17 protein-coding genes and 1 tRNA gene are annotated in these 23,586 nt (G+C 34.9%); 12 read left to right on the plus strand and 6 right to left on the minus strand.

Annotated features, from left to right (window positions below; genetic code table 11):
- Window positions 1–27: 27 nt before the first annotated feature.
- The 3 genes from ABWH96_RS12435 to ABWH96_RS12445 all read right to left on the minus strand — a co-directional run bounded on the left by ABWH96_RS12435 (window position 28) and on the right by ABWH96_RS12445 (window position 3,856).
- Window positions 28–1,290, minus strand: coding sequence for a hypothetical protein (locus ABWH96_RS12435; RefSeq protein ID WP_375577856.1), 1,263 nt, complete (start codon window positions 1,288–1,290; stop codon window positions 28–30).
- Between the two features lie 116 nt (window positions 1,291–1,406).
- Window positions 1,407–2,258, minus strand: a complete 852-nt coding sequence (locus ABWH96_RS12440; protein ID WP_375577857.1) for a LytR/AlgR family response regulator transcription factor — start codon at window positions 2,256–2,258, stop codon at window positions 1,407–1,409.
- A gap of 203 nt (window positions 2,259–2,461) precedes the next feature.
- Window positions 2,462–3,856, minus strand: a complete 1,395-nt coding sequence (locus tag ABWH96_RS12445; RefSeq protein ID WP_375577858.1) for a choice-of-anchor Q domain-containing protein — start codon at window positions 3,854–3,856, stop codon at window positions 2,462–2,464.
- 418 nt (window positions 3,857–4,274) lie between these two features.
- Between ABWH96_RS12445 and ABWH96_RS12450 the strand changes: the two genes are divergently transcribed.
- The gene (locus ABWH96_RS12450; RefSeq protein ID WP_375577859.1) at window positions 4,275–4,811 is read left to right on the plus strand and encodes a DUF1643 domain-containing protein; all 537 of its coding nucleotides are present in this window, start codon (window positions 4,275–4,277) and stop codon (window positions 4,809–4,811) included.
- On the opposite strand, the gene ABWH96_RS12455 is transcribed toward ABWH96_RS12450, so the two are convergent.
- Entirely contained in the window at window positions 4,783–6,810 is a 2,028-nt protein-coding gene (locus ABWH96_RS12455) for a penicillin acylase family protein (protein ID WP_375577860.1), read from the minus strand. The two genes, ABWH96_RS12450 and ABWH96_RS12455, sit on opposite strands and share 29 nt — an antisense overlap.
- 118 nt (window positions 6,811–6,928) lie before the next feature.
- Here ABWH96_RS12455 and ABWH96_RS12460 point away from each other — a divergent pair, with 118 nt between their 5' ends.
- The 3 genes from ABWH96_RS12460 (at window position 6,929) to folE (ending at window position 9,039) form a co-directional block, all read left to right on the plus strand.
- Window positions 6,929–7,798: a bestrophin family protein gene (locus ABWH96_RS12460; protein ID WP_375577861.1), complete on the plus strand. Its 870-nt coding sequence runs from the start codon at window positions 6,929–6,931 to the stop codon at window positions 7,796–7,798.
- A 154-nt stretch (window positions 7,799–7,952) separates the two neighbouring features.
- Window positions 7,953–8,363 carry a 6-pyruvoyl tetrahydropterin synthase family protein gene (locus tag ABWH96_RS12465; RefSeq protein WP_375577862.1) on the plus strand — a complete coding sequence of 137 codons (411 nt, stop codon included), beginning with the start codon at window positions 7,953–7,955 and terminating at the stop codon, window positions 8,361–8,363.
- Window positions 8,341–9,039 carry a GTP cyclohydrolase I FolE gene (gene folE, locus ABWH96_RS12470; RefSeq protein WP_375577863.1) on the plus strand — a complete coding sequence of 233 codons (699 nt, stop codon included), beginning with the start codon at window positions 8,341–8,343 and terminating at the stop codon, window positions 9,037–9,039. Before ABWH96_RS12465 ends, folE begins: the two co-directional genes overlap by 23 nt.
- Window positions 9,040–9,668: 629 nt before the next feature.
- Here the strand turns inward: folE and ABWH96_RS12475 are convergent.
- Together ABWH96_RS12475 and ABWH96_RS12480 are read right to left on the minus strand one after the other, a co-directional pair.
- Window positions 9,669–10,760, minus strand: coding sequence for an MFS transporter (locus ABWH96_RS12475; RefSeq protein WP_375577864.1), 1,092 nt, complete (start codon window positions 10,758–10,760; stop codon window positions 9,669–9,671).
- 89 nt (window positions 10,761–10,849) lie between these two features.
- Entirely contained in the window at window positions 10,850–12,715 is a 1,866-nt protein-coding gene (locus tag ABWH96_RS12480) for a M1 family metallopeptidase (RefSeq protein ID WP_375577865.1), read from the minus strand.
- A gap of 505 nt (window positions 12,716–13,220) precedes the next feature.
- On the opposite strand from ABWH96_RS12480, the gene ABWH96_RS12485 reads away from it, so the two are divergent.
- From ABWH96_RS12485 to ABWH96_RS12520, 8 genes are all read left to right on the plus strand, one after another.
- Window positions 13,221–13,859, plus strand: a complete 639-nt coding sequence (locus ABWH96_RS12485) for a DUF4290 domain-containing protein (protein WP_375577866.1) — start codon at window positions 13,221–13,223, stop codon at window positions 13,857–13,859.
- A gap of 3 nt (window positions 13,860–13,862) precedes the next feature.
- A complete protein-coding gene (gene murA, locus ABWH96_RS12490) occupies window positions 13,863–15,170 on the plus strand; it encodes a UDP-N-acetylglucosamine 1-carboxyvinyltransferase (protein WP_375577867.1) in 1,308 nt (435 codons plus the stop codon).
- Window positions 15,171–15,851: 681 nt separating this feature from the next.
- Window positions 15,852–16,241 (plus strand): rhodanese-like domain-containing protein, encoded by a 390-nt coding sequence (locus ABWH96_RS12495; RefSeq protein ID WP_375577868.1) that lies wholly within the window; start codon window positions 15,852–15,854, stop codon window positions 16,239–16,241.
- A complete protein-coding gene (locus ABWH96_RS12500; RefSeq protein WP_375577869.1) occupies window positions 16,238–16,993 on the plus strand; it encodes an EI24 domain-containing protein in 756 nt (251 codons plus the stop codon). The genes ABWH96_RS12495 and ABWH96_RS12500 overlap by 4 nt, the downstream gene beginning before the upstream one ends.
- A 27-nt stretch (window positions 16,994–17,020) precedes the next feature.
- Window positions 17,021–18,376 carry an NAD-dependent succinate-semialdehyde dehydrogenase gene (locus ABWH96_RS12505; RefSeq protein ID WP_375577870.1) on the plus strand — a complete coding sequence of 452 codons (1,356 nt, stop codon included), beginning with the start codon at window positions 17,021–17,023 and terminating at the stop codon, window positions 18,374–18,376.
- Between the two features lie 727 nt (window positions 18,377–19,103).
- Window positions 19,104–22,793, plus strand: coding sequence for a phosphoribosylformylglycinamidine synthase (gene purL, locus ABWH96_RS12510; protein ID WP_375577871.1), 3,690 nt, complete (start codon window positions 19,104–19,106; stop codon window positions 22,791–22,793).
- Between the two features lie 68 nt (window positions 22,794–22,861).
- Entirely contained in the window at window positions 22,862–23,416 is a 555-nt protein-coding gene (locus ABWH96_RS12515; protein ID WP_375577872.1) for a DUF4136 domain-containing protein, read from the plus strand.
- Between the two features lie 77 nt (window positions 23,417–23,493).
- Window positions 23,494–23,566, plus strand: a tRNA-Gln gene (locus ABWH96_RS12520).
- Window positions 23,567–23,586: the final 20 nt, after the last annotated feature.

The following is a 23,586-nucleotide window of genomic DNA, read 5'->3' on the forward strand; positions in this document are numbered from 1 at the left end:
ATATTTTGAATTATGTAATTCATCTGATCAACGGGTATTTATGATTCTATTTGGATAAATGACCAATTGAATTATATTGAATTCAAATTGATCGACTCTTGATATTTCTCCAGTAGGATTTTTGACTTTTTGTAGCGGATAATATCGAAGGTTTGTTCGTAAAATCCAGGTCTCCAAGGGAGAAGCAATGATGTCCCAGCCAAATATAATTCCAGGCGAAATCATTTTAGTTCTGGCTACTTCATTTGTCATCACATCATTCTCAAATTCCGCTGCACCCCATCTTTCATAGCTAAGGCTTGGTCCAATGAATGGTACAAATCCATTGTAATCCCAGAAGAATTTTATCACTTCAAATGCCACAGATCTTCTTCGAATTACGTGCTCTAGACCGTAACTATTTGAATTTGAGCTGTAATCTCTATAGCTAAAACCAATATGAAGCCCCGCATCATGAAATAAGTAGCCTAGCCCAAAATCCCAATTAAATTCGCCTTTATGCCGTGGTAAAGACTGCTGCTCACCTTGAGAAAATTGCGGGGCTTGCAAGAAATATGCTGCACTCGGTGCGACTCCTACAGAAAAGCTATTTAATTTCCCTTTACTTCTCAATTCGTCTTCCTTCCTCTTAGTAGATCCATTTTTATAGCCTTTCTCTTCCTTTAGTGTAGTATCGAAAAACTTTACAATCCCAACTGAAAAATAATTTTGTGGTAAATGGAATATTTCTCTTTGATTTCGGCTTGTATAGAACTCTTTTTTGTTCGTGGGTACCCACATGAGTTCCGCATTGAGTTGCCACCCCTTATAAGCATAGGAAACACCTGCTAAGGGAGATGCAGTGAAAAATAAATCATCTCTGCTACCTAGCTCTTCATGATCCAACTTGAAAACCATCTGGTTAACTGAAACTCCAGCATAAGGTCTCAATTTGCCAAATTCCATTCTCCATGGATAGTATCGGGCACTTAAATCTGCTCCTGGTTGAAAGAAATACTCAGTTTCTTCTGCCACTTTTTTATCCCCCAAATGACCAAGCGGAAGGTTTACATTGAAATCCCATTTTCCCCAGAAATGTAAGCCTCCTATATTAAACCTAGGAGAAAAAAGCGTTGGGAATTTATTGCTTAAACCGTCTGATACAAATTGACCTTGTGCTGGTACTATCTGTGTATTAAATCCTATATAGGTTTGGGCAAATCTATGCTTGCTTTTCTCCTGCATGTAAACTTGCGCATGGAGTAATTCAGAAGTGAATAAAATAATAAATGCTAATAGAACCTGCTTCATTTTTTACTTTTGTGTTTATGAATGATGAAGCAAATATGAGTTGTCAAATCAGCATTTGAGCAGTCTTGAGTACTGTTTGGTATTAATGGGAACGATTAGGTATAAAAAGGAAGCACCTATATAGTACGACTGATTTTCTGCTTTAATTCGGAAGATTTTGATCTTGCTACAGGTATAGGAGAATTGCCATATCTTAGTATAACTTCAAAGTTTCTAGCATTACCCTGGACTTTCTGAACCTGATGCAGATTAATGAGAAAACTTTTATGGCAATGGAAGAAGGTATCATTTGGAAGTAGCTCTGCTAAGTTTTTTAATCTATTTCGAATGAGCTCTTTCTTGATTTCCTTAGCTTCGTTCAAATAAAATAATTCCAGGTAATTACCATCTGATTGCGCCCAAAGGATTTCATTAGTCTTTAACTGCAAAATAAGCTGACCATTTTCAGCAGTAATGGAATGAATAACATCCAAATCTCCATTTTCTGCTTTTACTTTTTGATTCAACTTTTCAGCTTCCTTCAACTGTTTCCTTTGGTAATTGTATTGTTCAAATAATACCATAAAAAGAATAGGGAAAGCACTAAATAAAAGTGTTTTGATGAAAACCATTTTAAATAGCTCCCAGGGACCATGCTCGGTTACATTGATACCGAAAAAAATAAAGAATATAGTTAATACGATAAAAACCAGCACCGTAAAGATCAAAAGGACCTCTTTGCCCAAAGTCCAACTATCTTCATCCATCCATTTAGGAGCAATAAATTTCAAAATCTTGACTGTGAACCAAACCACTGTTGAGGCAATCAATCCAAAGCCTAATGCAAAAGCTACAACATAATTTAATGGTAGGCTATTAAAACCAAGTGGTCTAAAAAGCAGAATCAACAGGAAAGTAAAAATACCAGGAATAAGAATACTTCCGGAATTGAAAATGAAGGGATGAGGTCGGTTAAAAATGAACGGCATGACAGCAAAATTAATTGATGCCTTTCGTTTAAATTAATAACTACACCAAAAAACAAACGGCAACTTTTTCAAAAATATTTTTATTAAGAGCAAATATAGAGAAATCTTGGAGCTGTATAATACTTATAACTAATTCAGGATGCAGAAAACTTATTTAGAGAAAGTAGGTAAAAGGTATCAAATGTACTTTCAATCATTTAGATTTATTGTTGTTCAAAAGCTCCAACATCAAATCCGGATCCGGAAGGTCTAGGTCTCCTCATGATATCAATATCTACTCCGAAATTAGAGAGATCAGTTCCCGCATCTATTGCCGGTGATTCCGGAAGTAATTCAAATTCATATGAATTAATACTCTTAAATTTCACAAAATCCAAATCCTGAGTAGTTATATTATGAGAAGTATCAATAGCATCTATTTGTGAACCAATAGCAAGCAACTGATCGCTAGCATTAATGACTAAATTATTTTTAAATCTCCTGTCTGCAGCTCTTTTATCAAAGATAACAAAGCCATATTCACCAGAATTTACGATATGATTATTAAAGAAGTTTAAATAAGGATTATTAAATATTAAATCAAATTCGTTTCCGCCATCAATACGAATACCACTCTTGCCTGACTCCATAATGATATTATTATACACGTCATTATTCCCTCCAATATTTAACATTCTAAGGCCATTTCCTGTACCTTTAATAATTACATTATTATAGAATAATCCTGTTATAGGACCTCCTAATAATACCCCTTCATTCTGACCATTTTCTCCACGTGTACCATAATTAAAAATATAATTATCATATATCTCAATATCCTCGTCTCCATTCTTTATTTGCATACCATCATACCCTGTGTTTTCTATGATATTTGAATAAACCTTAAGTCGTTTAATAACATGAGGATATACAATATTAGGGCAAGCATTTCCAGTCCACCCAGCATGGAAACCATGACCAATGTAAAGTCCTTCTCCATTTACATCATGGACATAATTATTCCTTATAGTAATGTCAGTCATAGTCCAAGGTCTAGATGGATCTTCAAATAATTGACAATCCTCATATGGACTAGTTTTTAGTCCAATTCCTGCAAAACCATCACTATTACCTGCAATCTCTAAATGGGCTATTTCAAATTGATTGGTAAATGTTCTCATCAGTACATAAAAACCAGTATTGGTAGTTACTTTTATGCCGTAATTAGAACCCCCACCATCCCCAAGCAATTTAAAATGTGAAGAATACTCAAAACTAATTCCACCAGGTTTTGTAGCTTGTATTATTGCCTGACCACCACAATTTCTAATAATAATAGGTTTTTCTGCAGTCCCATTAATGTTTGAAAACAAAAGTCTATCATATGCTATCTCACTATCTAAACAAATGACATCACCAGGCTTAAAATTCAATTCTGCTCCATCTGTTTTATAGTCTGTAACAATGTAGGTACATTGAGAACAATCAAAAGTTTCAAAATCAAAATCGTTAGAGGGTATCAAAGAGGATTTACTTTCTGGCTCAACATCGTCATTTTTGCCACAACTCACAATAAAAAATAATGCTCCAAAAAATATAAGAAATAAAAACTTCCTCATGATATTACTGATTTTTATAATAAAGATAGGAAAAAATAATAATAAATCAAGTTTAACTAATATTCTTTCTAGATCACCCGATTATTGCATTTCCAACCTCAAAATGCTTCTTAAGATTATTCAACGTAGATTTCAACAGAAGCTTCTTCAGTTGCATCTAGATGCTCGCACTACTCTTGCTATCAAGTATGTACTGGACAAAAAAAGAAAGCAACGTATCATAAACAATCAAACTGGCCATATCCAACACAGTAAAAATTAAGGCAAAAATGGCTCACTAGCAGTACCAAAACCAATTGATCGAAAAGATATTTTTTTTGTCCGAGTGCAATGTCCTATTGACTAGAAATAATGATAGGGAAATAGAAATGTCAAGTTTTATTTACATTTGCTTTTAAGACCTAGCTTAAATTATAATATGGATTGGATTTACGAGACTGATAAAAGTGGTGAGTACCGCTATTCTTTAGGTAAAAAAGGAAAAAAGACCTTGATATGTATTGGTGTAAATCCAAGTCAGGCCAAACCTGAACAATATGATGGAACAGTATCTTCAGTGGAAAGAATATCTAGTCACAATCAATTTGATAGTTGGATCATGCTGAATATTTATCCTCAAAGAAGTGCGGATCCAAAACTGCTTCATTACAAAATTGAAAAGAAATACCATGAAGAGAATCTAGAGATTATTGAATCTTATCTTGAAGAGGATGAGGTATTTATATGGGCAGCATGGGGAAATCTTATTGATTCAAGACCTTTTCTAAAGCACTGTTTATCAGATATTTTTAATATGAGTCAATTTTATGAATGTCAATGGCTATCTGCTGGTAAACCATTGAAAGCTGGACACCCAAGACATCCTTTGTATTTAAAAAGGACTACGGAATTATCTCAATTCGATATGGAGCTCTATATGGAAACCGTCATTCAACCTGAGGATGATAGACCTTAGCTGCATTTTTATAAATCTCCTCTTTATCTAAGGTCATTGGTTTTAATTCCTTATTCACAAACATCTCCATTTGATCTGTGTAGTGCGGACTTTCAGGCTTAGAAGATGCTCCATAAGGCATGATGGATTCCAATTTTGGCAAACCTTCCCCAAATCGAGCTAATAAAATGTAGGATTCTCCCACATAGGTCTTTTCCTTCAAGCCCACTCCCATTTTTATGGTGTACATAGGTGCAATGACATCTGGCAGTCCATCAATAGCCATTTCTTTCTTCCCTCGCTTATGTACCTGTAACTTACTAAGTGGTACTTCAATTGTCCCAAATTCGTCTATCAGTTGAGCTTGGGATTTTTTAACAATTTCAACAGCTGTGGCCCTATCAATTTCTTTTCCTTTTGCATTACTAATCAGCACTTTCATTAAACCTGCACCAATACTTTCTTTTTCTGCTCTTCTGTCCCACTCTTGAAGGATTTCTAGGGACTTCTGAATTTCAGGATAATTCTCAGGTTTTAGCTCAAAAACAATATTCACATTTTCCTTGAATTGAAATTCATCAGGATACTGGATATCGAATTTTAGCCTTTTAAAATCTTCATAACTTAATTTCTCTTCTTTGCTCATGAGGTTTTGAAATCGAATGCTTCTATTGTTATCCGTTATAGAAAAACCCATTTCTTGTGGAAAATCCAAAGAATCAAGATTGTCATCATAAGCAGTAGCATTAAATGGAGTATTATTCATATTAAATAAGTAACCTGCCTTTGGATCTGTATATTGAGGTAATTCTTCAAAAGAATGATACTTGCTCCATAGGGTAGCGGAGGTATCACCTGGCAAAACGTTTCGCCAGTTATATGCTTGATTCCTAACAGGTAATTTGGCATTGCTTACATAATAAATATGATGGTCTTTATCGGCATAAACAATATTAAAATCAGGTAAATATAGCTGTGAAACTACGCTTTTAAACTGCTCTAGATTTTTTGTTTTGGTCATTTCATACCATTGTTGGATTGCTTTCAAATCTTGATTTGCAGCAAAAGTTAAAGCAAAAAAACCATGATCATTTTTTAAGGTCGGACCATATACACTTTCATAATAGGTTTTGGAAATAGGAATAGGAATTCCTAAAATCTTGACCTTCAATTTAGCTTTCCGCTTTTCAAGAGCTAGGATTTCTCCATCGAAATAGTAATGCTCCTTTTTATCAGGATGCATTCGTAATTGATAAATATCCATTTTATCTGGGTGATTGACTGTATGCGCCCATCCTAAATCTTCATTCACTCCATGAAAAATAGTGGGGCTTCCTGGGAATAATGAACCCAGCATATTCCAACCTTCTTCACTACTCAAATGGACTTCATACCAGCTGGCAGGCCCTTCAAAAGGTTGGTGAGAATTAACAGCTAAAAAGCTTTCTCCTGAAGTTGTTTTAGATTTACTAATGGCAATTCCATTTGAGCCAATTCCTACATAAGGATTGTTAAATGATTTATTGGCTACAATATCGCCCAGTACCTTATCTGCACCGCTCATGGCGGATAGGGATAAAACAAAAGCCGTAAGCATATCATCTTCAGTAACTGGAAATAACTTTCTATGCAATACTTCTTTTTTATGATGGTGTGCATAGGAATTAATACCTTGAATATAGCCATCCAGGAGTGCCAAAAACTCTGGTGAGAGTTCATCCTTTTTTTCTTTCACTACATCAGGTGCTCCAATAAATTGTGTGAAGAAATCAATTCCAGCTCCATCCTTTCCAAATTGTCTACCTGCCATTAATTTGCCAGCCAATAAAGTAGATTGGATGGTTTTGAAATCATCTTCTGCATGTGCCCATGCCAAGCCATAAGCTACTTCAGCATCTTTCTCAGCATAAATATGAGCTACTCCCCATTTATCTCGAACAATATCAATTTTATCAGGAGATATTTGTGCAAATACCAAGAAGGAATTTAACAAACATAAAAGTAGAAGGATGTTTTTCATTTATGAATAAATAAACTGGCGATTTAAGTACTAAATTTATTAAGGAAAATTTAATCTGAGCATAAATTCTCATAATATTGCACATCCAGAATTTATATTTTTTTTAATTTTTTGAATAATGGTTAAATACAATCCCAAAAACTGGTTTGGACTTATTTTTCATTCCTACAGCCGACAAGTAGTAAAAACCCTCACCCCATTTCTATTGATTATGGTGGTTTATACTGCTTTAATCACTTTTTTAATAGAAGATTATTTCAAATTGGATTTTCATAGCACCACTGTAGTGCATTCCTTATTAGGTATAGTATTGGGTTTATTCCTAGTTTTTAGAGTAAATTCTGCTTATGACAGATGGTATGAAGGGCGAAAGTTATGGGGTTTGTTGCTTAACAATTCCCGTAACCTTGCTTCAAAGCTAAATGCTATGATTTCGCAGGAAAATGAAGAAGACAGAAAGTTTTTCAGGGAATTGATCCCTGCTTTTGCTTTTGCCATGAAAGATCATTTGAGAAAAGGGGTTAACATCAAATATTTGAAAATAACGGATGAAAATATCAAAAAGCAATTAGGAGAAAAGGAACATATACCCAATTTCATTACTTCTTTACTTTACCAAAAACTAAATAATCTACTGTTAAAGTCTAAATTAACTCCAAACCAATTCCTTGTTTTAGATAAAGAAATGAAGGAGTTTTCGGATATCTTGGGAGGATGTGAAAGAATAAAAAACACGCCTATTCCTTATTCTTATAGCATGTTTATAAAGAAATTTATTTTCACATATACTGTAACACTTCCTTTAGCATTTATAAGTGAATTTCATTATATCACCATTCCAATTGTGATATTTGTCTTTTTCATTTTAGTAAGTGTTGAATTAATTGCTGAGGAAATTGAAGAACCATTTGGTGGAGATACCAATGACTTGCCTACTCAGGAATTAGCAGATAAGATTGAAAAAAATGTTAAAGAGTTACTTGATTAAGATTATTTAATCATTCAAATCAATATTTTTCAAGGAATTGTGATATAGGCTAGACTAATATCGAATATTCGTTTAACTTTTTAATGTTTTTATTAAACACTTCAAACTCTTCCGTGTTATTGCCGTATATTTGACCTTCAGTAAATAAAAGTTAATGAAAGTAGCAGTTTTCAGGAAAGAGCATTTTAACGCAGCCCATAGATTAAACAATCCAAATTGGACGGAAGAGAAAAATCAAAAGGTTTTCGGAAAATGTAACAATCCCAATTTTCACGGACATAACTATGAACTTATCGTAAAAGTAACAGGAGAAGTGGATCCTGATACTGGTTATGTAATGGATATGAAAGTACTTAGTGATTTAATAAAGGAAAGGGTTTTGGATAGATTCGATCATAAAAATCTGAATTTAGATACAGATGAATTTTCCAATCTTAATCCAACTGCCGAAAATATTGCTATCGTAATTTTTAATTTGTTGAGGGAAAAAATTGACCCTAATAAAGAATTAAAAATTAAGTTGTACGAAACGGAAAGAAATTATGTTGAATACCCCACAGAATAATAAAGATTTGGAAAATATTAATGAATTTGATGAGCTAGGTGATGATCATGTTGCTTCCAATTTTGAAACACCATTGAGAGCAGATGCTTTTGAAATGGACGATGACTTAAAAATGGAAATGATTGCCAAACATTTTAAGGAAATCATGCACATTTTAGGTATGGATCTAAGTGATGATAGCCTAAAAGGCACTCCCAATAGAGTGGCTAAAATGTACGTTAAAGAAGTTTTCAGTGGTTTAAATCCAAAAAATAAACCACAACCAAAACTTTTTGAAAATAAGTATAAATACAGCCAAATGTTGGTGGAAAAAGACATCACTTTCTACTCACATTGCGAACATCACTTTGTACCGATTTATGGTAAAGCCCATGTTGCTTATATATCAAGCGGTAAAGTAATTGGTCTTTCAAAGATCAACAGGATTGTGCAGTATTATGCTAAAAGACCTCAAGTGCAGGAAAGACTCACAGTTCAAATTGCTGAAGAACTGAGAAAAGTAATGGAGACTGAAGATGTGGCAGTCGTTATGGATGCCAATCATATGTGTGTATCCTCTAGAGGTGTAGGTGACACAAACAGTAGAACGGGTACTTCATATTTTGGAGGTAAATTTAATGATGAGGCCACAAGAAGGGAATTTTTGGATTACATTAATTCACCTAACAATAGCTGAAGTTAATACAAAACTTAAAAAAACCTGTCTAGAAATATTATTTCAGACAGGTTTTTTACTTTATAACCACTATCAACTACTACGCTATATTACTATATTCCTGCTTTCCTCGCTGGGACACCCTTGTTATTTAAAGTATAAATATTTTAGTCAAATATTCTAAAAGTATCCTGAAACAAGTAAAACGAGGTTAAAGTAAGGGTATAATATGACCGAATTTATTTGCTGAGTTCATTAATGGCTAACTCCCCCAATTTCGCCTAAGCGAAAAAGCGGGCTGGAGGGTAAAATGGCGGGCGGGCGTTGGCATTTGCGGGAAGTAGCATCATTTTACCTAGATTTTTTGCCAGCCAATAGCTGGTCAGCCTCTGGCCGACATACTTTTTCATCAATGGAAAAAGTATGAATGATTAAGCTAGCATTAATATTCAATAATTGGCAATTTAATGCTTAATTCTGCTCTCTGGGGCACCATAAAACAATAGAAAAGTGCTTTTAATGCAATATTCTAATTTTACCAAAGAAAACAGGACATAAAAAAACCTGTCTAGAAATATTATTTCAGACAGGTTTTTTACTTTATAACCACACTATTAACTACTACTCAATTACTAGATTTTATTTATTCATTAAATAAGTAAAACATCAATTACGCTATTCGGAATTTCAAACCCACAGAAAAACACACCAACTCCTAAAACTTTTTGCTTCACACTAGTATTTTGTAAAGCCAATGGCAAAGCGGTAACATTAACCATTGCATAAAAAACGGCAAAAATAACAAGTGATATGATGATTAGTATATTGCTAGGGATTATAAAAATACCTGCCGTACTTACTCCAGCGAAAACCAATCCTATCAAAAATAATTTTACAATGTTGTCTTTAGTTACTTTTCTACTGATAATAATGGAGAAAATAGCAGTGAGTATTAAAACTAGAGAAGAAACCCACTGACCACTCATTCCCATAATGGATTGAAGCTTATTAAGGTAATCTGGAAAAACTTCTATGATTATTCCAGAAAATAACCCCATTCCAACACCAAGTATAATTACTTTCCCCATTTTGGTTTTGGGTCTATATTCATCAGGTCTGCTTTCTTCACCATCAACCGTCACTTTTAATGAATATTTTCTTAGTAAATAACCTGATACGGATACAATTATACCTCCGACTGCAAAGGTTGCAGCTCCTCCTAGGAAATCTATAATATCCACAATTACAGGCTCCAATGAATAAAGTAAATCAGAAGTAATAGTTAAGGCAGCTACTGTGATTGGCAATTTTGCGCTAGGACTAAATAGCTCTATAGTGGATATGGCAGGGCTGGTAAAAAGACTCATAGCAAATAGCCAAAGGATCACTAAAACAGGTAATGCATAAAGTACAAAAGAACGTGGTGGGTTTACGATCAATGTAAAAGCAACCGTCATAAAAATCATAGCTGCAAAACTTACACCTAGCGTGATAATCCTTAACCTATTACCTAATCTATCCCGATACTTATCTCCTAAATACCCTGCTATAGGAGGTGTGAGAATTAATATTATTGCTTGAGCCCATATCAACATAGGCTTAAATTCTGTCATATTAAAAGTATCAAGAAGTGCTGGTTGATATCTATGATAAGCTATCCAGCCAATAATTACGGAAGCATAAAGAGCTAATAAGCTGAACATTTGCTTCCATTGAATTGAAGAAGTTGATTGGTTATCCATAATAAAAAAGTCTTTACAGTTTTTCCAATTTACGAAAGCTCATCACTTTTTGGATTTCCTGTAAAGACTTTTTTATGGATAATATTTAATTATTTGTCAAATGTTGGCTGTAAATGCTTCTCCGCATTGAAAGAATTATTATCTCTATCAACATCTGCCATACCTTCTTTCTCATCTATCACCATACTTTTAATGTTAGAAGCGGGTTGATCTAACTCAAAAGTATAAGTAGGGTAAACCCATGGCCAATCTGCTATAGTTTTAACATTAGCATCATCACTAAATGATTTCTCTCCTCTCATGATTCTTAAAGGAATATAAACTAATTCAGTTTTGCCATCATTATAAGTAATTGACACTTCCAATGGCATAGGCATCTCTCCTATTTTTTCTAAAGTAACATAAGACTTTCCGTCTTTTTCCAATACAGATTTAATTCCGTAATCAATTTGTTTGGTAGAATAAACAAAATACTCTTTATACCAATCTAATTCTAAACCTGAAGCTTTTTCCATTACTCTAATGAAATCATTATCATTTGGATGCTTGTATTTCCACTCATTGAAATAAGTTCTCATAGCAGGATAAAAAACATCTTCACCTACTATGTATCTTAATTGACCTAAGAAAGTAGCTCCCTTAGAATAAGCTGCTCTACCATATGCAAAGTTAGTCATATAATGATCTGCATGAGTACTCATTGGTTCTTCATATCCACTTTCAGCCAGTGCTAAATATCCTCTATAATTTCCTGCCTGAGGATTTTCCTGACCTTGCTCCATAATTACATTCATCGTTTCGGCTGAACCAAATGAAGTAAAACCTTCATCCATCCATTCGTATAAAGATTCGTTTGAAGCTAAAACCCCCTGATACCAGCTATGGAACATTTCATGTACCGTAACACCTACAAGGCTTCCCAAGCTTCTTTCACCCGTAATTAAAGTGGACATTGGATATTCCATTCCACCATCTCCACCTTGAATAACTGAATATTGATCATATGGATATTTTCCAAAAGTTTTGTTCATATATTCGAAGGCTTTTACAGTATACTCAGGTAACTTTTCCCAGTTTTCTTTGGTTTTATCATTTTCCTGGTAAAGAAAATGCAATTCAGGTCCATTAGGAACTTGAGCCTTCACATGCTTATAATCAGGATCAGCTGCCCACATAAAGTCAATTACTTTTGGTGCTTTAAAATGCCAAGTTAATTTTCCTTTCTTACCTTTTCCACCTTCAGTTCCTTCTTTTTGGTATCCATGTCCAACTTCTTCAGGATTTTGAATATAACCTGTTCCGCCTAATACATATGTTTCATCTATGCTGATTTTAACATCAAAGTCACCCCAAACACCATGAAATTCTCTGCCGATATATGGGTTTGAATGCCATCCTTGGTAATCATATTCCGACATTTTAGGATACCACTGTGCCATTGAATAGCTTATACCTTCTTCATTATTTCGACCTGTTCTTCTAATTTGCTCAGGAACCTGCGCTTCAAATTCCATTTCGAATGTAACAGTTTCTCCAGAATTGATGGGTTTATTCAAATCCACTTCAAGTATAGTCCCTACAACCTCAAAATCAACAGCTTTTCCGTTTTGCTTTAAGCTTTTAATTTTTTGATAGCCTATTTCAGTATCATTTAATTTACTAATTCTGTCACCTACTCTTCTATCTGGATCTTTAATGGTTCTAGAACGAACATCCATCATACTGTTAGGTTGGAAGGCATTGAAATACAAATGATAAAACACCTTATCCAACTTATCAGGTGAGTTATTAGTATATTCTACTTTTTGTTCTCCTTCAAATCGATGTTTTTCCACATCCATATCAATTTCCATTTCATATTTTATAGCTTGTTGCCAACGATCTTTCGTCTGTCCAAAAGCAAGGACAGAAGTCATCAACATAGCCATTACAAATCCTAATAATTTTATTTTCATAATGATTATATTTTGGTTTTACATCAATTTCAAAAATGGTCATTTCTAATTAATATGCCAATCTATTTTATATAAGGTTTATGATTTAGCTGATGAAAAGAGTTTAAATGCATGATATTCATTTAAAAATTGTAGATACTCCCCTAGAAAAATGTACAGAAGCAATATTTTCTTCTGAGCAAGTTCACTGCATTTTAAATAAAAAAAGCCAAGAAAAACCTTGGGTGACTAATTCTTATATTTGTTCTAAAGCTAAAATTAATTAGTCCAAAACACCAAAATTGGGTGTTTTCAGCAAACTTTGCATTGACCCCCACGAAATCTCAGAGAAACTTGAAGGTGAAAACACCTTCAAAAGGGAGTTGGTGCATGAGAATTGGTGAAGTATAAAATTATATTATATGTAGCTCAGTAGTTAGTGAAAAGTTATTTTTTACACTATAAAATTGTAATGCCTGTTATTTCTTTCTAATTTTCTACCTTTGTGAAAGAATAAGCTAAGACTATGTTAGATTATAATACCCAGAGACCCGAAATGAAGTTAAAAGAATATGGACGCAATGTCCAAATGTTGGTTAAACATTTGCGCACTGTAGAAGATAAAGAAACGCGCAATAAAATGGCCTACACGGTTGTAGATTTAATTAAGCAGTTAAGTAGTGGGCCTAAAGACCACAATAATGATAATATGCAGAAATACTGGGATGATCTATACATCATGTCTGATTTCAATTTAGATGTGGACAGTCCCTTTCCTATGCCTGAGAAAGAAATTTTAGGTAAAAAACCACAGCCCGTAAAATATGCTTCCAGCGAAGTAAAATTCAAGCATTATGGTCGTAATATTGAATTATTAGTAGATAAAGCCATAAGTATAGAAGATGAGGAAGAGAAGCGTTCAGCTGTTTACTATATTGGCCGTTTAATGAAAACTTTCTATACTACTTGGAATAGAGACAATGTAACTGAAGAAGCCATTGCAGACAATATAAAGCAATTATCAGGCGGAAAACTCACTGTTGATATTGATCACGTGAAATCTACTAATGGTTTTGATGCTATTTTCAAAGACAACAGACCAAGAAATAACAACAAAGGCAAAAGAACAAACAAAGGAAGTAATCCAAAAAGAAGAAGAAACTAATCAATGGCATCATTTAAAATTACCGGAGGGCAAAAACTCTCTGGTGAAATTCATCCTCAAGGTGCAAAAAATGAGGCATTACAAATTCTTTGCGCTGTTCTATTAACTCCCGAGAAAGTTACCATTCATAAAGTACCCAATATAGTAGATGTCAATAAGTTAATTGACTTACTGAAGGATTTGGGCGTTGAGGTCAATCAAATCGGAGACGAAAGCTATGAGTTTACGGCCAAAACTGTAAATCTTGATTTCTTTGGTACAGCTGAGTATACCAAAAAAGCAGCTTCATTAAGAGGCTCAATTATGCTTTTAGGCCCGCTTTTAGCAAGGTTTGGAAAAGCCATGATCCCAAAACCAGGTGGCGATAAAATAGGAAGAAGAAGATTAGATACTCACTTTATTGGTTTTCAAAAACTAGGAGCAAAATTCCTCTTTGAATCAGAAAAGAATTACTACCACATAGATGCATCCAGCCTAAAAGGTGCATACATTCATTTAGATGAAGCTTCTGTTACAGGAACGGCCAATATTGTAATGGCTGCCTCCATGGCTGAAGGTAAAACTACCATCTATAATGCTGCATGTGAGCCCTATTTGCAACAATTATGCAAAATGTTGGTGAGAATGGGTGCAAAAATAGAAGGTATAGGTTCAAATCTCTTGCACATTCATGGAGTTAAAGAACTAAAAGGTACTGAACATACAATGCTGCCCGATATGATTGAAATCGGGAGTTTCATTGGCTTAGCTGCTATGACTCAGTCTGAAATTACCATCAAAAATGCAGGGATTGAGCATTTGGGAATAATTCCAGAAACATTTCAAAGGCTTGGAATCAAAATGGAATTCAGAGGAGATGATATTTTCATTCCTTCTCAACAGCATTATGAAATTGAAACTTTTATTGATGGTTCTATCATGACCATAGCCGATGCGATTTGGCCAGGCTTCACTCCTGACTTGCTAAGCATTGTTTTGGTTGTGGCTACTCAAGCTAAAGGAACTGTCTTGGTGCATCAAAAGATGTTTGAAAGCAGATTATTCTTTGTAGACAAACTAATCGACATGGGTGCTCAAATCATTTTATGTGATCCACACAGAGCTACCGTAATTGGGCTGGACAGACAAATCAACTTAAGAGGAATCTCTATGACTTCTCCTGACATTAGAGCGGGAGTTTCCTTATTAATAGCTGCTTTATCTGCTGAAGGTGAAAGCACTATTCATAATGTAGAACAAATTGACAGAGGTTATCAGAATATTGATGATAGATTGAATGCGCTAGGCGCTATGATTGAGAGGGTGAATTAAAGCCCCCTAACCCCCAAAGAGGGGAATTAGTTGGAAATTTGAAATCGGAAGTAGAAAGTGAAGGATATTGGGTGTTGGATGTAGGGTGATGGGTGATTGAAAAATTTGTACAAATCTTGCAGGCAAGAGATTCGTTCGTTCCTCGCAATGACGGTAAATACTCTCATTATCAATAATTAAAGCACTCTACTTATTAACTACGTCATTGCGAATCCCTTTAGGGTGAAGCAATCTCCTTTCAGCTAATAGCTAGCTTTAGATTACTTCCCTTCGGTCGTAATGACGGATATTATTAACAATATTAGTTAAAAATATACTCTGATCTCCTATATCGTCATTGAGAAGCAGGCACAACTGAAACAATCTGAGGTTACATATTCTCCATTTCAAAATTATTTCTTTACAATGATGGTAATTAACAGACTTAGTTTGCTCATTGCGTCATTGCGAACCTGCCTGGCGGCAGACAGGTCCCTTTAGGGTGAAGCAATCTCCAATCAGCTATTGGCTAGCATTAGATTACTTCCCTTCGGTCGTAATGACGGATATAAAAACAATATCGTTTAATAGCATACACTAAAATATACAAAGTCTTAGTCTTGAATCAATAAATAGTAACCTTTGATACATTGAATTTTATTTAAAGTATTACGTTTGTATATTAGAATTAAATATATTTTTATGAAAACCCTATTCACTTTTATTGTATCCGCATTTTTAATTACAGCATGCTCTCAAGGAAATGCGCAGGAAAACATGACCGTTGATGAATTAAATGCTCTTGAATTTAATGAAGATGGCAGCAAAGTAGTCTTGGATGTTAGAACAGCTCAGGAATACGCAGAAGGCAAAATTGCTGGCAGTGAAAATTTGGATGTGTTAAAAACTGACCTATTCACTACCTCCATTGAGAAACTTGATAAGGATAAAACCTATTATGTGATTTGTCGATCTGGTAGCAGAAGTTTGAAAGCTGCAAATCAAATGAAAGAAGCTGGTTTTGAAAATGTCATAAACATCTCTGGAGGAATGCAAGCTTGGGAAGCAGCAAATTTCCCTGTTGAAAAATGAGAAAATTTTTTCAAGAATTTAGTCAATCAACTGTAGCCTATTATGAAGCCTTTCAATTTGTAAAAAAACACAATCTGAAAGGCTTTGTTTTAAGTGCTGCATTCTTCAATCTCTTTGCTTTCGTTTTTGTGGGGGTATTCGCCTGGATTTACACTGGCAAACTAATCGACCTAATCTACACTACCTTTAGCTTTCCTGATGATTGGGAAGAATGGGGCAATATCCTGCAAATTCTTACGGCTATTTTCATAAGAATCTTACTGATTTCACTTTATATAAACCTTTACAAATACATTGTTCTGATCATATTCGCTCCTGTTTTGGCCATCCTTTCAGAGCGAACGCAAAATATTTTAAACCATCAAAAGAAGACAATCAATTTAATAAGGTTAGTATCTGAAATTGGAAGAGGGATGATAATGGGTATAATATTGGTAAGCCTCAATATTATAATTTATGCTATTTTACTAATCTTAAGTTTAACAATCCCTTTCCTCGCTCCTGCTTTCGCTATTTTAGTATTCCTTGTGGAGAGTTTTTTCTTTGGTGCTTCCATGCTCGATTATCGAAATGAATACTTCCAATTGAGTGTAAAATCAAGCCTAAAGGAAATTTTTGAACATAAAGGTTTGGTTTTAGGTAACGGTTTGGCTTTAAATCTGTTTATACTAATACCATTTTTCGGAGTCTTATTTGCACCTTCCTTTGCTTTAATAGCAGCAGGAATCCATGCAAATAAAGTGATTCGATAATTTTTTAAACTAAACCGTAAAACCATTATGTCAATAGAAAGCAGAAATCCCTTCAACAATGAAGTTATCAAAACCTTTGAAGAGGAAAGTGATCAACAAATTATAGATAAAATTGAATTAGCAGAAAATACTTATCAAGATTGGAAAACCTCCAATTTCACCCATAGAAAAGAGTTGATGCTAAAGACAGCTGTCTTACTTCGTAATAGAAAAGAAGAATATGCAAGATTGATGACGGTGGAAATGGGTAAAGCTAAAAGAGAAGCTATTGCTGAGATTGAAAAGTGTGCTTTAGCCTGTGATTATTATGCCGAAAATGCTGAGAAATTTCTATCCGATAAGCCACTGGAAGTCCCAGAAGGTGAAGCTTATTTTGCCCATGACCCCATTGGAATCGTATTAGCAGTAATGCCATGGAACTTCCCTTTTTGGCAGGTTTTCCGTTTCCTAGCCCCTAATTTAATGGCAGGTAATGTGGGGTTATTAAAACATTCCTCTAATGTTCCACAATGTGCTTTGGCCATAGAAGAAGTGCTTATAGATGCAGGTTTTCCTGAAGGTTGCTTTCAAACTTTATTAATATCCTCTTCCAAAGTAAATATGATATTAGATGATGAGCGAGTGAAAGCTGCCACATTAACGGGTAGTGAAGGAGCAGGAAGTAAAGTAGCGGAAAGAGCAGGAAAAAATTTAAAGAAGACTGTTTTAGAATTAGGTGGAAGTGATCCTTTCATTGTCTTAAAAGATGCTGACATTAAAGAAGCTGCCAAAACAGGTGCTAAAGCGAGAATGATCAATAATGGTCAGAGTTGCATAGCCGCAAAACGTTTTATTTTGGAAGAGTCTATTGCAGATGAATTTCTCAAAATATTCAAAAGTGAATTTGAAAAAATCAAAATTGGCGATCCTTCTGATGATAATTTTGACTATGGCTCTATGGCAAGAGAAGATTTAGCGGAAGAACTGGAAGAACAAGTCAATAAATCTGTTAAAAAGGGTGCTAAAATTCTCATAGGAGGAAAAAGAGATAAAGCATTTTTTGAGCCTACCATTCTAACTGATGTAAAATCTGGCATGCCCGCTTATGAAGAAGAGTTATTTGGGCCAGTGGCTGTGGTTTTAATAGCCAAAGACGAAAAGCATGGAATAGAACTAGCCAATGATTCTAGATTTGGTTTGGGAGGCTCTGTATGGAGTAAAGACATCAAAAAAGCTAAAAAGCTTGTGCGAGAAGTAGAAAGTGGAGCGGTTTACATTAATAAACTTATGGCCTCCCATCCTGCTGTACCTTTTGGAGGAGTGAAAATGAGCGGTTACGGCAGGGAATTATCTGAAATGGGAATTAAAGAATTCGTAAATCAAAAAACTGTTTGGGTGGGTTAAAATCAATTTACTCTTCCTACTAACCTGAGTTCGACATTAATTTGGAAATTCAGATTTTTCACCCAAGGGGTGACCAGCCTATGGCTGGCATCCATTCAATAGACAAGGCGTCTTTTTGAAGATATAGCGAGCTATATCGAAGAAAGACAACGCTGTATATTGGATTTTATGGGAAAGTTTTTCTGATTCCGCTTGTAAACAGCGATTTTCTTCCTAAAAATTTCTTACAATAGCTCGCTATTGCTTCAAAATTTTTAGTTGAAACTCACTATTTACAAACGGTCTGAATCCTAAATTAATAATCGAACTCAGGTTACTATAAAACAAGAATCGTCTGCTCGTGTCTTTGATGCAAAAAATGTCTCGCATAAGCTGTCCCACATAGGTCGGGAGTGGCTACCTGCATGATCGGCAGACAGGGCCGCAAAGATTTTGCAAAAGGAAATTATTTTCATCTCTTTTGATGTTCAGTTTTCAGCTAAAAGCAGACCAACCTCTGGTTGAAAAGACTGCGATGACTTGAAGAGATAGAGAGATTGTTGCAGCAATAATATTTAGACTCAATAGCATTATCAATTCCCAGATGAGAAATTATATATTAAAGTCTAACAAACTTATTAAGCTGACAACTTGAAAACCTGTTAACTTATTTAAGCATTCTCTATTCTAAATAATGGATAATTTCTAACTTTGCAGCTTTATTAATTCCACCTACATAAAACACATTATGCTTAGCTTTTTTCAGGGTAAAAATCACCAAATCTACGCTTTAGGACATCAAAATCCTTTTTCAGAAACCGAATTAGAAAAACTTATATGGCTACTGGATGCAGAAAAAAATATCCCTTCTTCTGAACTGACAAGCATTTATGTTGGCCCTCGTAAAGAAATGGTGAGTCCGTGGAGTACCAATGCGGTGGAGATTACGCAAACCATGGGCTTAAATGGCATCTTCAGAATTGAGATGTTTGAAGCCATTGAAAAACTGACGGACATAATTGATCCTATGCTCCAAGCTAAATACCAAGGCTTGAACGAAGATATTTTCACCATTGATAAACAACCAGATCCTGTAGAATTAATTGATGACATTGCTGCCTACAATGAAAAAGAAGGCTTAGCGCTAAGCAAGGAAGAAATAGAATACCTTGAGCAAGTAAGCAAAGATTTAGATCGCCCATTAACCGACAGTGAGGTTTTTGGATTCTCTCAAGTAAATTCAGAACACTGTAGGCACAAAATATTTAACGGTACATTCGTGATTGATGGAAAAGAAATGCCAAATACGCTTTTTCAAATGATCAAAAGAACTTCCAAAGAGAATCCAAACCGAATTGTATCAGCTTATAAAGATAATGTGGCTTACGTAGAAGGTCCAGAAGTGGAGCAATTTGCTTCTTCAAACCCTGAAAAGGCAGATTATTTCCAAAAGAAAAAATTCAAATCCGTCATTTCCTTAAAAGCTGAAACACACAACTTCCCAACTACAGTGGAACCCTTTTATGGTGCTGCAACGGGTTCAGGGGGTGAAATAAGAGATAGAATGGCAGGTGGGAAAGCTGGAATTCCTTTGGCAGGAACCGCTGTTTATATGACCTCCTACTCAAGACTAAAAGAAAATCGTCCATGGGAAAACCATATGGATGAAAGACCTTGGCTATATCAAAGTCCTGTTGATATTTTGATTAAAGCTTCTAATGGCGCTTCCGATTTTGGAAATAAATTCGGGCAGCCCTTAATCTCAGGTTCAGTTTTAACATTTGAACATGAGCATGCTGGTAAAAAATACGGTTACGATAAAGTAATCATGCAAGCAGGTGGTATCGGATATGGTGTAGCCGAGCAAAGTAAAAAAGACATCCCACAAAAAGGTGATAAAATTGTGGTAATGGGCGGTGATAACTACCGAATCGGAATGGGTGGAAGTGCTGTTTCTTCTGTAGATACTGGCTCTTTTGCCAACCAAATTGAATTGAATGCGGTTCAGCGTGCCAATCCTGAAATGCAAAAAAGAGTAGCCAATGCGATCCGTGCAATGGCTGAATCTTCAGAAAACCCAATCGTTTCTATTCATGATCACGGTGCTGGTGGGCATTTAAATTGTCTTTCCGAGTTAGTGGAAGATACTGGTGGAAAAATTGATTTAAGAAAGCTTCCAATTGGAGATACTACCCTATCGGCCAAGGAAATCGTGGGGAATGAATCCCAGGAGAGAATGGGCTTGGTGATTAAAGAAAAAGACATTGCCAAACTGGAAAAAGTCTCACAGCGTGAGAGAGCTCCATTTTATGTGGTAGGTGAAATTACGGGTGACCATCATTTCAGTTTTGAAGATCAGGAAACTGGTAAAAACCCTGTAGACTGGCCATTAGCATCTATGTTTGGTAGTGCACCAAAAACGATTTTAGCTGACAAAAAACAAACTACTCATTTCACTTCATTGCAATATGATGCCAAAGAAATTGAAGGCTATATAAAAGATGTACTAAAATTAGAATCAGTAGCTTGTAAAGATTGGTTGACCAATAAAGTCGATAGATGTGTAACAGGAAAAGTTGCCAAACAGCAAACCACTGGCCCAATTCAATTGCCACTCAATAATGTTGCCGTTATGGCTTTAGATTTCAAAGGAGAAAAAGGAATTGCCACCTCTATTGGTCATGCTCCTGTGAGTGCATTAATCGATCCCAAAGCAGGTTCTGAATTATCCATAGCAGAAGCCTTAACCAATATCATCTTCGCTCCTATTCAAGACGGTTTAAAAGGAATTTCCTTAAGTGCCAACTGGATGTGGCCCGCTAAAAATGAAGGAGAAAACGCTCGTTTATACGAAGCAGTAGAAGCCATCAGTGATTTTGCCGTTGAATTAGGTATCAATATCCCTACAGGAAAGGATTCACTTTCCATGGTGCAGAAATATCCATCAGGTGATAAGGTTTATGCTCCTGGAACGGTGATTATTTCAGCAGCTGGAGAAGTTTCTGATATACGTAAAACATTGGAAACTGCATTAATTCCGAAAGAGAATAGCCAATTGGTTTATATCAATATGGGTAAAGGAAGTTTTGAATTAGGCGGTTCTGCTTTTGCACAAACTCGTGCTTCTTTAGGAGAAGAAACCATAAAAATTAACTCAGCAAGTCATTTCAAAAATGCATTTGAAACTGTTCAAAAATTAATAAATGAAGAAAAAATCTTATCAGGACATGATATAGGATCAGGAGGATTAATTACTTCCATCTTAGAAACTACTTTCCCACATCAAAACTTAGGCTTGGATTTGAGTTTTGATGCATTTGAAGAAAATGATTTAGTAAAGTTACTTTTCAGTGAACAACCTGGATTATTGCTTCAAATTGAAGATAACTCCATAACAGAAGAATTAAAACAAGCTGATATTGATGTTATTACACTTGGGACAGTAAATAAATCAAGTAAAATTCAGCTTACTAAAGACAATCAATCTATTGAGTTGGACATTACTTCTTTAAGAGATGAATGGTATGAAACTTCTTATTTGCTAGATGAAAAACAAAGTGGAAAAGATTTAGCTAAATCCCGTTTTGACAATTATAAGAACCAAAGCTTATCGTTTAACTTCCCTGCGCATTTCAAAGGAACTTTTGAGTCCTTAGGATTAGATCCAAACAGAACTTCAGAAAGTGGAATAAAAGCTGCTATTATCCGTGAAAAAGGGGTGAATAGTGAACGTGAAATGGCCTATATGATGTATATGGCTGGCTTTGATGTAAAAGACATCCACATGACCGATTTAATGAGTGGTGAGGAAGATTTATCAGATGTAAATTTCATCGTTTTCACTGGTGGCTTCTCCAATTCCGATGTACTGGGTTCTGCAAAAGGCTGGGCTGGTGCTTTCAAATACAATGAAAATGCTCAGAAGGCATTAAAAAACTTCTATGAAAGAAAAGATACATTGAGTATGGGAGTTTGTAATGGTTGCCAATTAATGGTGGCTTTAGATCTGATTTATCCTGAACATCAAGAAAAAATCAAAATGGCTCATAACGACTCGCATAAGTTTGAATGTGGATTTGTGAATGTGGATGTACCAGAAAATAATTCAGTAATGCTGAGCAGCCTTAAAAACAGTAAATTGGGTATTTGGGTAGCACATGGTGAAGGTAAATTTGAAATGCCGTTGAGTGAGGATAATTATCATATAGCTGCCAAATATAGTTATGAGCAATATCCAGCTAATCCAAATGGTTCGGATTTCAATACTGCCGCATTATGTTCCGAAGATGGTAGACATTTAGCCATAATGCCTCATTTGGAAAGAAGTATATTCCCTTGGAACTGGGCAAACTACCCAACAGAAAGAAAAGCAAATGAAATCACTCCATGGGTAGAAGCTTTGGTAAATGCTAGAAAATGGGTTGAAAAAGTGTCGTAAATATGATATATTTCAAAATCTTCTGTAAATTAAAAACAGAATAGAGATATAATTGTTAAATTGACATTATGAAAAAATTTTACATACCTCTGCTTTTATTGTTTTTAGTTTCAAATGGATGTTTTGTATCAAAAGAATATCCAGTTGAATATGATTATAACTTTTTAGGTGATTTTGATAATTATAAATCCTTCGATTTTTTCATTACAGAAACCTATATGGATGATGCACCTCAAAAATTGGTGAAATCTACCATTAAAAGTCATTTAGAGCTTTTAGGATATAAATACAATCCTGATGACCCAAGTTTTTATGTGAGTTATTTTTTTATAGATGATTCATTAAAATACAAAGGCTACGAGCAACCTCAAATGGAAAGTTTTATAAAATATAGAAGTGATAGTCAAAAAGAAAAAGAAAAGTATCAAAAGAAAAAACTTCAAATAGACCAAGGGACTTTAGTAATTAATTTCACGGAGACCAGTGATTACTCTATGATCTGGCAAGGTTATACCACGGATCTTTATTCTGAAAACATTTTTGATGATCCTAGAAAGATTAGAGTAGCAGTACTAAGTATACTTAACAACTACTCTTACGTCCCAAAAAGAAAAAATAATTAATTTTTTTCAGTTGTTTATTTGCAAATAATAAATCCGTTTTTACCTTTGTGTTCCCTTAGCAATAAGGCAAACAAAAATGCCCGATGGTGTAACTGGCAACACGTCTGTTTTTGGTACAGAAGAGTCTAGGTTCGAGCCCTAGTCGGGCAACAAAATCCCGTCCATAATAG

It is taken from the genome of Marivirga tractuosa (genome assembly GCF_042140215.1).
Lineage (GTDB): Bacteria > Bacteroidota > Bacteroidia > Cytophagales > Cyclobacteriaceae > Marivirga > Marivirga tractuosa_A.

Coding starts and splice junctions, on each gene's coding strand:
- ABWH96_RS12435 (WP_375577856.1), bottom strand. CDS start 1,290: ATGAAGCAGGTTCTATTAGCATTTATTATTTTATTCACTTCTGAATTA.
- ABWH96_RS12440 (WP_375577857.1), bottom strand. CDS start 2,258: ATGCCGTTCATTTTTAACCGACCTCATCCCTTCATTTTCAATTCCGGA.
- ABWH96_RS12445 (WP_375577858.1), bottom strand. CDS start 3,856: ATGAGGAAGTTTTTATTTCTTATATTTTTTGGAGCATTATTTTTTATT.
- ABWH96_RS12450 (WP_375577859.1), top strand. CDS start 4,275: ATGGATTGGATTTACGAGACTGATAAAAGTGGTGAGTACCGCTATTCT.
- ABWH96_RS12455 (WP_375577860.1), bottom strand. CDS start 6,810: ATGAAAAACATCCTTCTACTTTTATGTTTGTTAAATTCCTTCTTGGTA.
- ABWH96_RS12460 (WP_375577861.1), top strand. CDS start 6,929: ATGGTTAAATACAATCCCAAAAACTGGTTTGGACTTATTTTTCATTCC.
- ABWH96_RS12465 (WP_375577862.1), top strand. CDS start 7,953: ATGAAAGTAGCAGTTTTCAGGAAAGAGCATTTTAACGCAGCCCATAGA.
- folE (WP_375577863.1), top strand. CDS start 8,341: ATGTTGAATACCCCACAGAATAATAAAGATTTGGAAAATATTAATGAA.
- ABWH96_RS12475 (WP_375577864.1), bottom strand. CDS start 10,760: ATGGATAACCAATCAACTTCTTCAATTCAATGGAAGCAAATGTTCAGC.
- ABWH96_RS12480 (WP_375577865.1), bottom strand. CDS start 12,715: ATGAAAATAAAATTATTAGGATTTGTAATGGCTATGTTGATGACTTCT.
- ABWH96_RS12485 (WP_375577866.1), top strand. CDS start 13,221: ATGTTAGATTATAATACCCAGAGACCCGAAATGAAGTTAAAAGAATAT.
- murA (WP_375577867.1), top strand. CDS start 13,863: ATGGCATCATTTAAAATTACCGGAGGGCAAAAACTCTCTGGTGAAATT.
- ABWH96_RS12495 (WP_375577868.1), top strand. CDS start 15,852: ATGAAAACCCTATTCACTTTTATTGTATCCGCATTTTTAATTACAGCA.
- ABWH96_RS12500 (WP_375577869.1), top strand. CDS start 16,238: ATGAGAAAATTTTTTCAAGAATTTAGTCAATCAACTGTAGCCTATTAT.
- ABWH96_RS12505 (WP_375577870.1), top strand. CDS start 17,021: ATGTCAATAGAAAGCAGAAATCCCTTCAACAATGAAGTTATCAAAACC.
- purL (WP_375577871.1), top strand. CDS start 19,104: ATGCTTAGCTTTTTTCAGGGTAAAAATCACCAAATCTACGCTTTAGGA.
- ABWH96_RS12515 (WP_375577872.1), top strand. CDS start 22,862: ATGAAAAAATTTTACATACCTCTGCTTTTATTGTTTTTAGTTTCAAAT.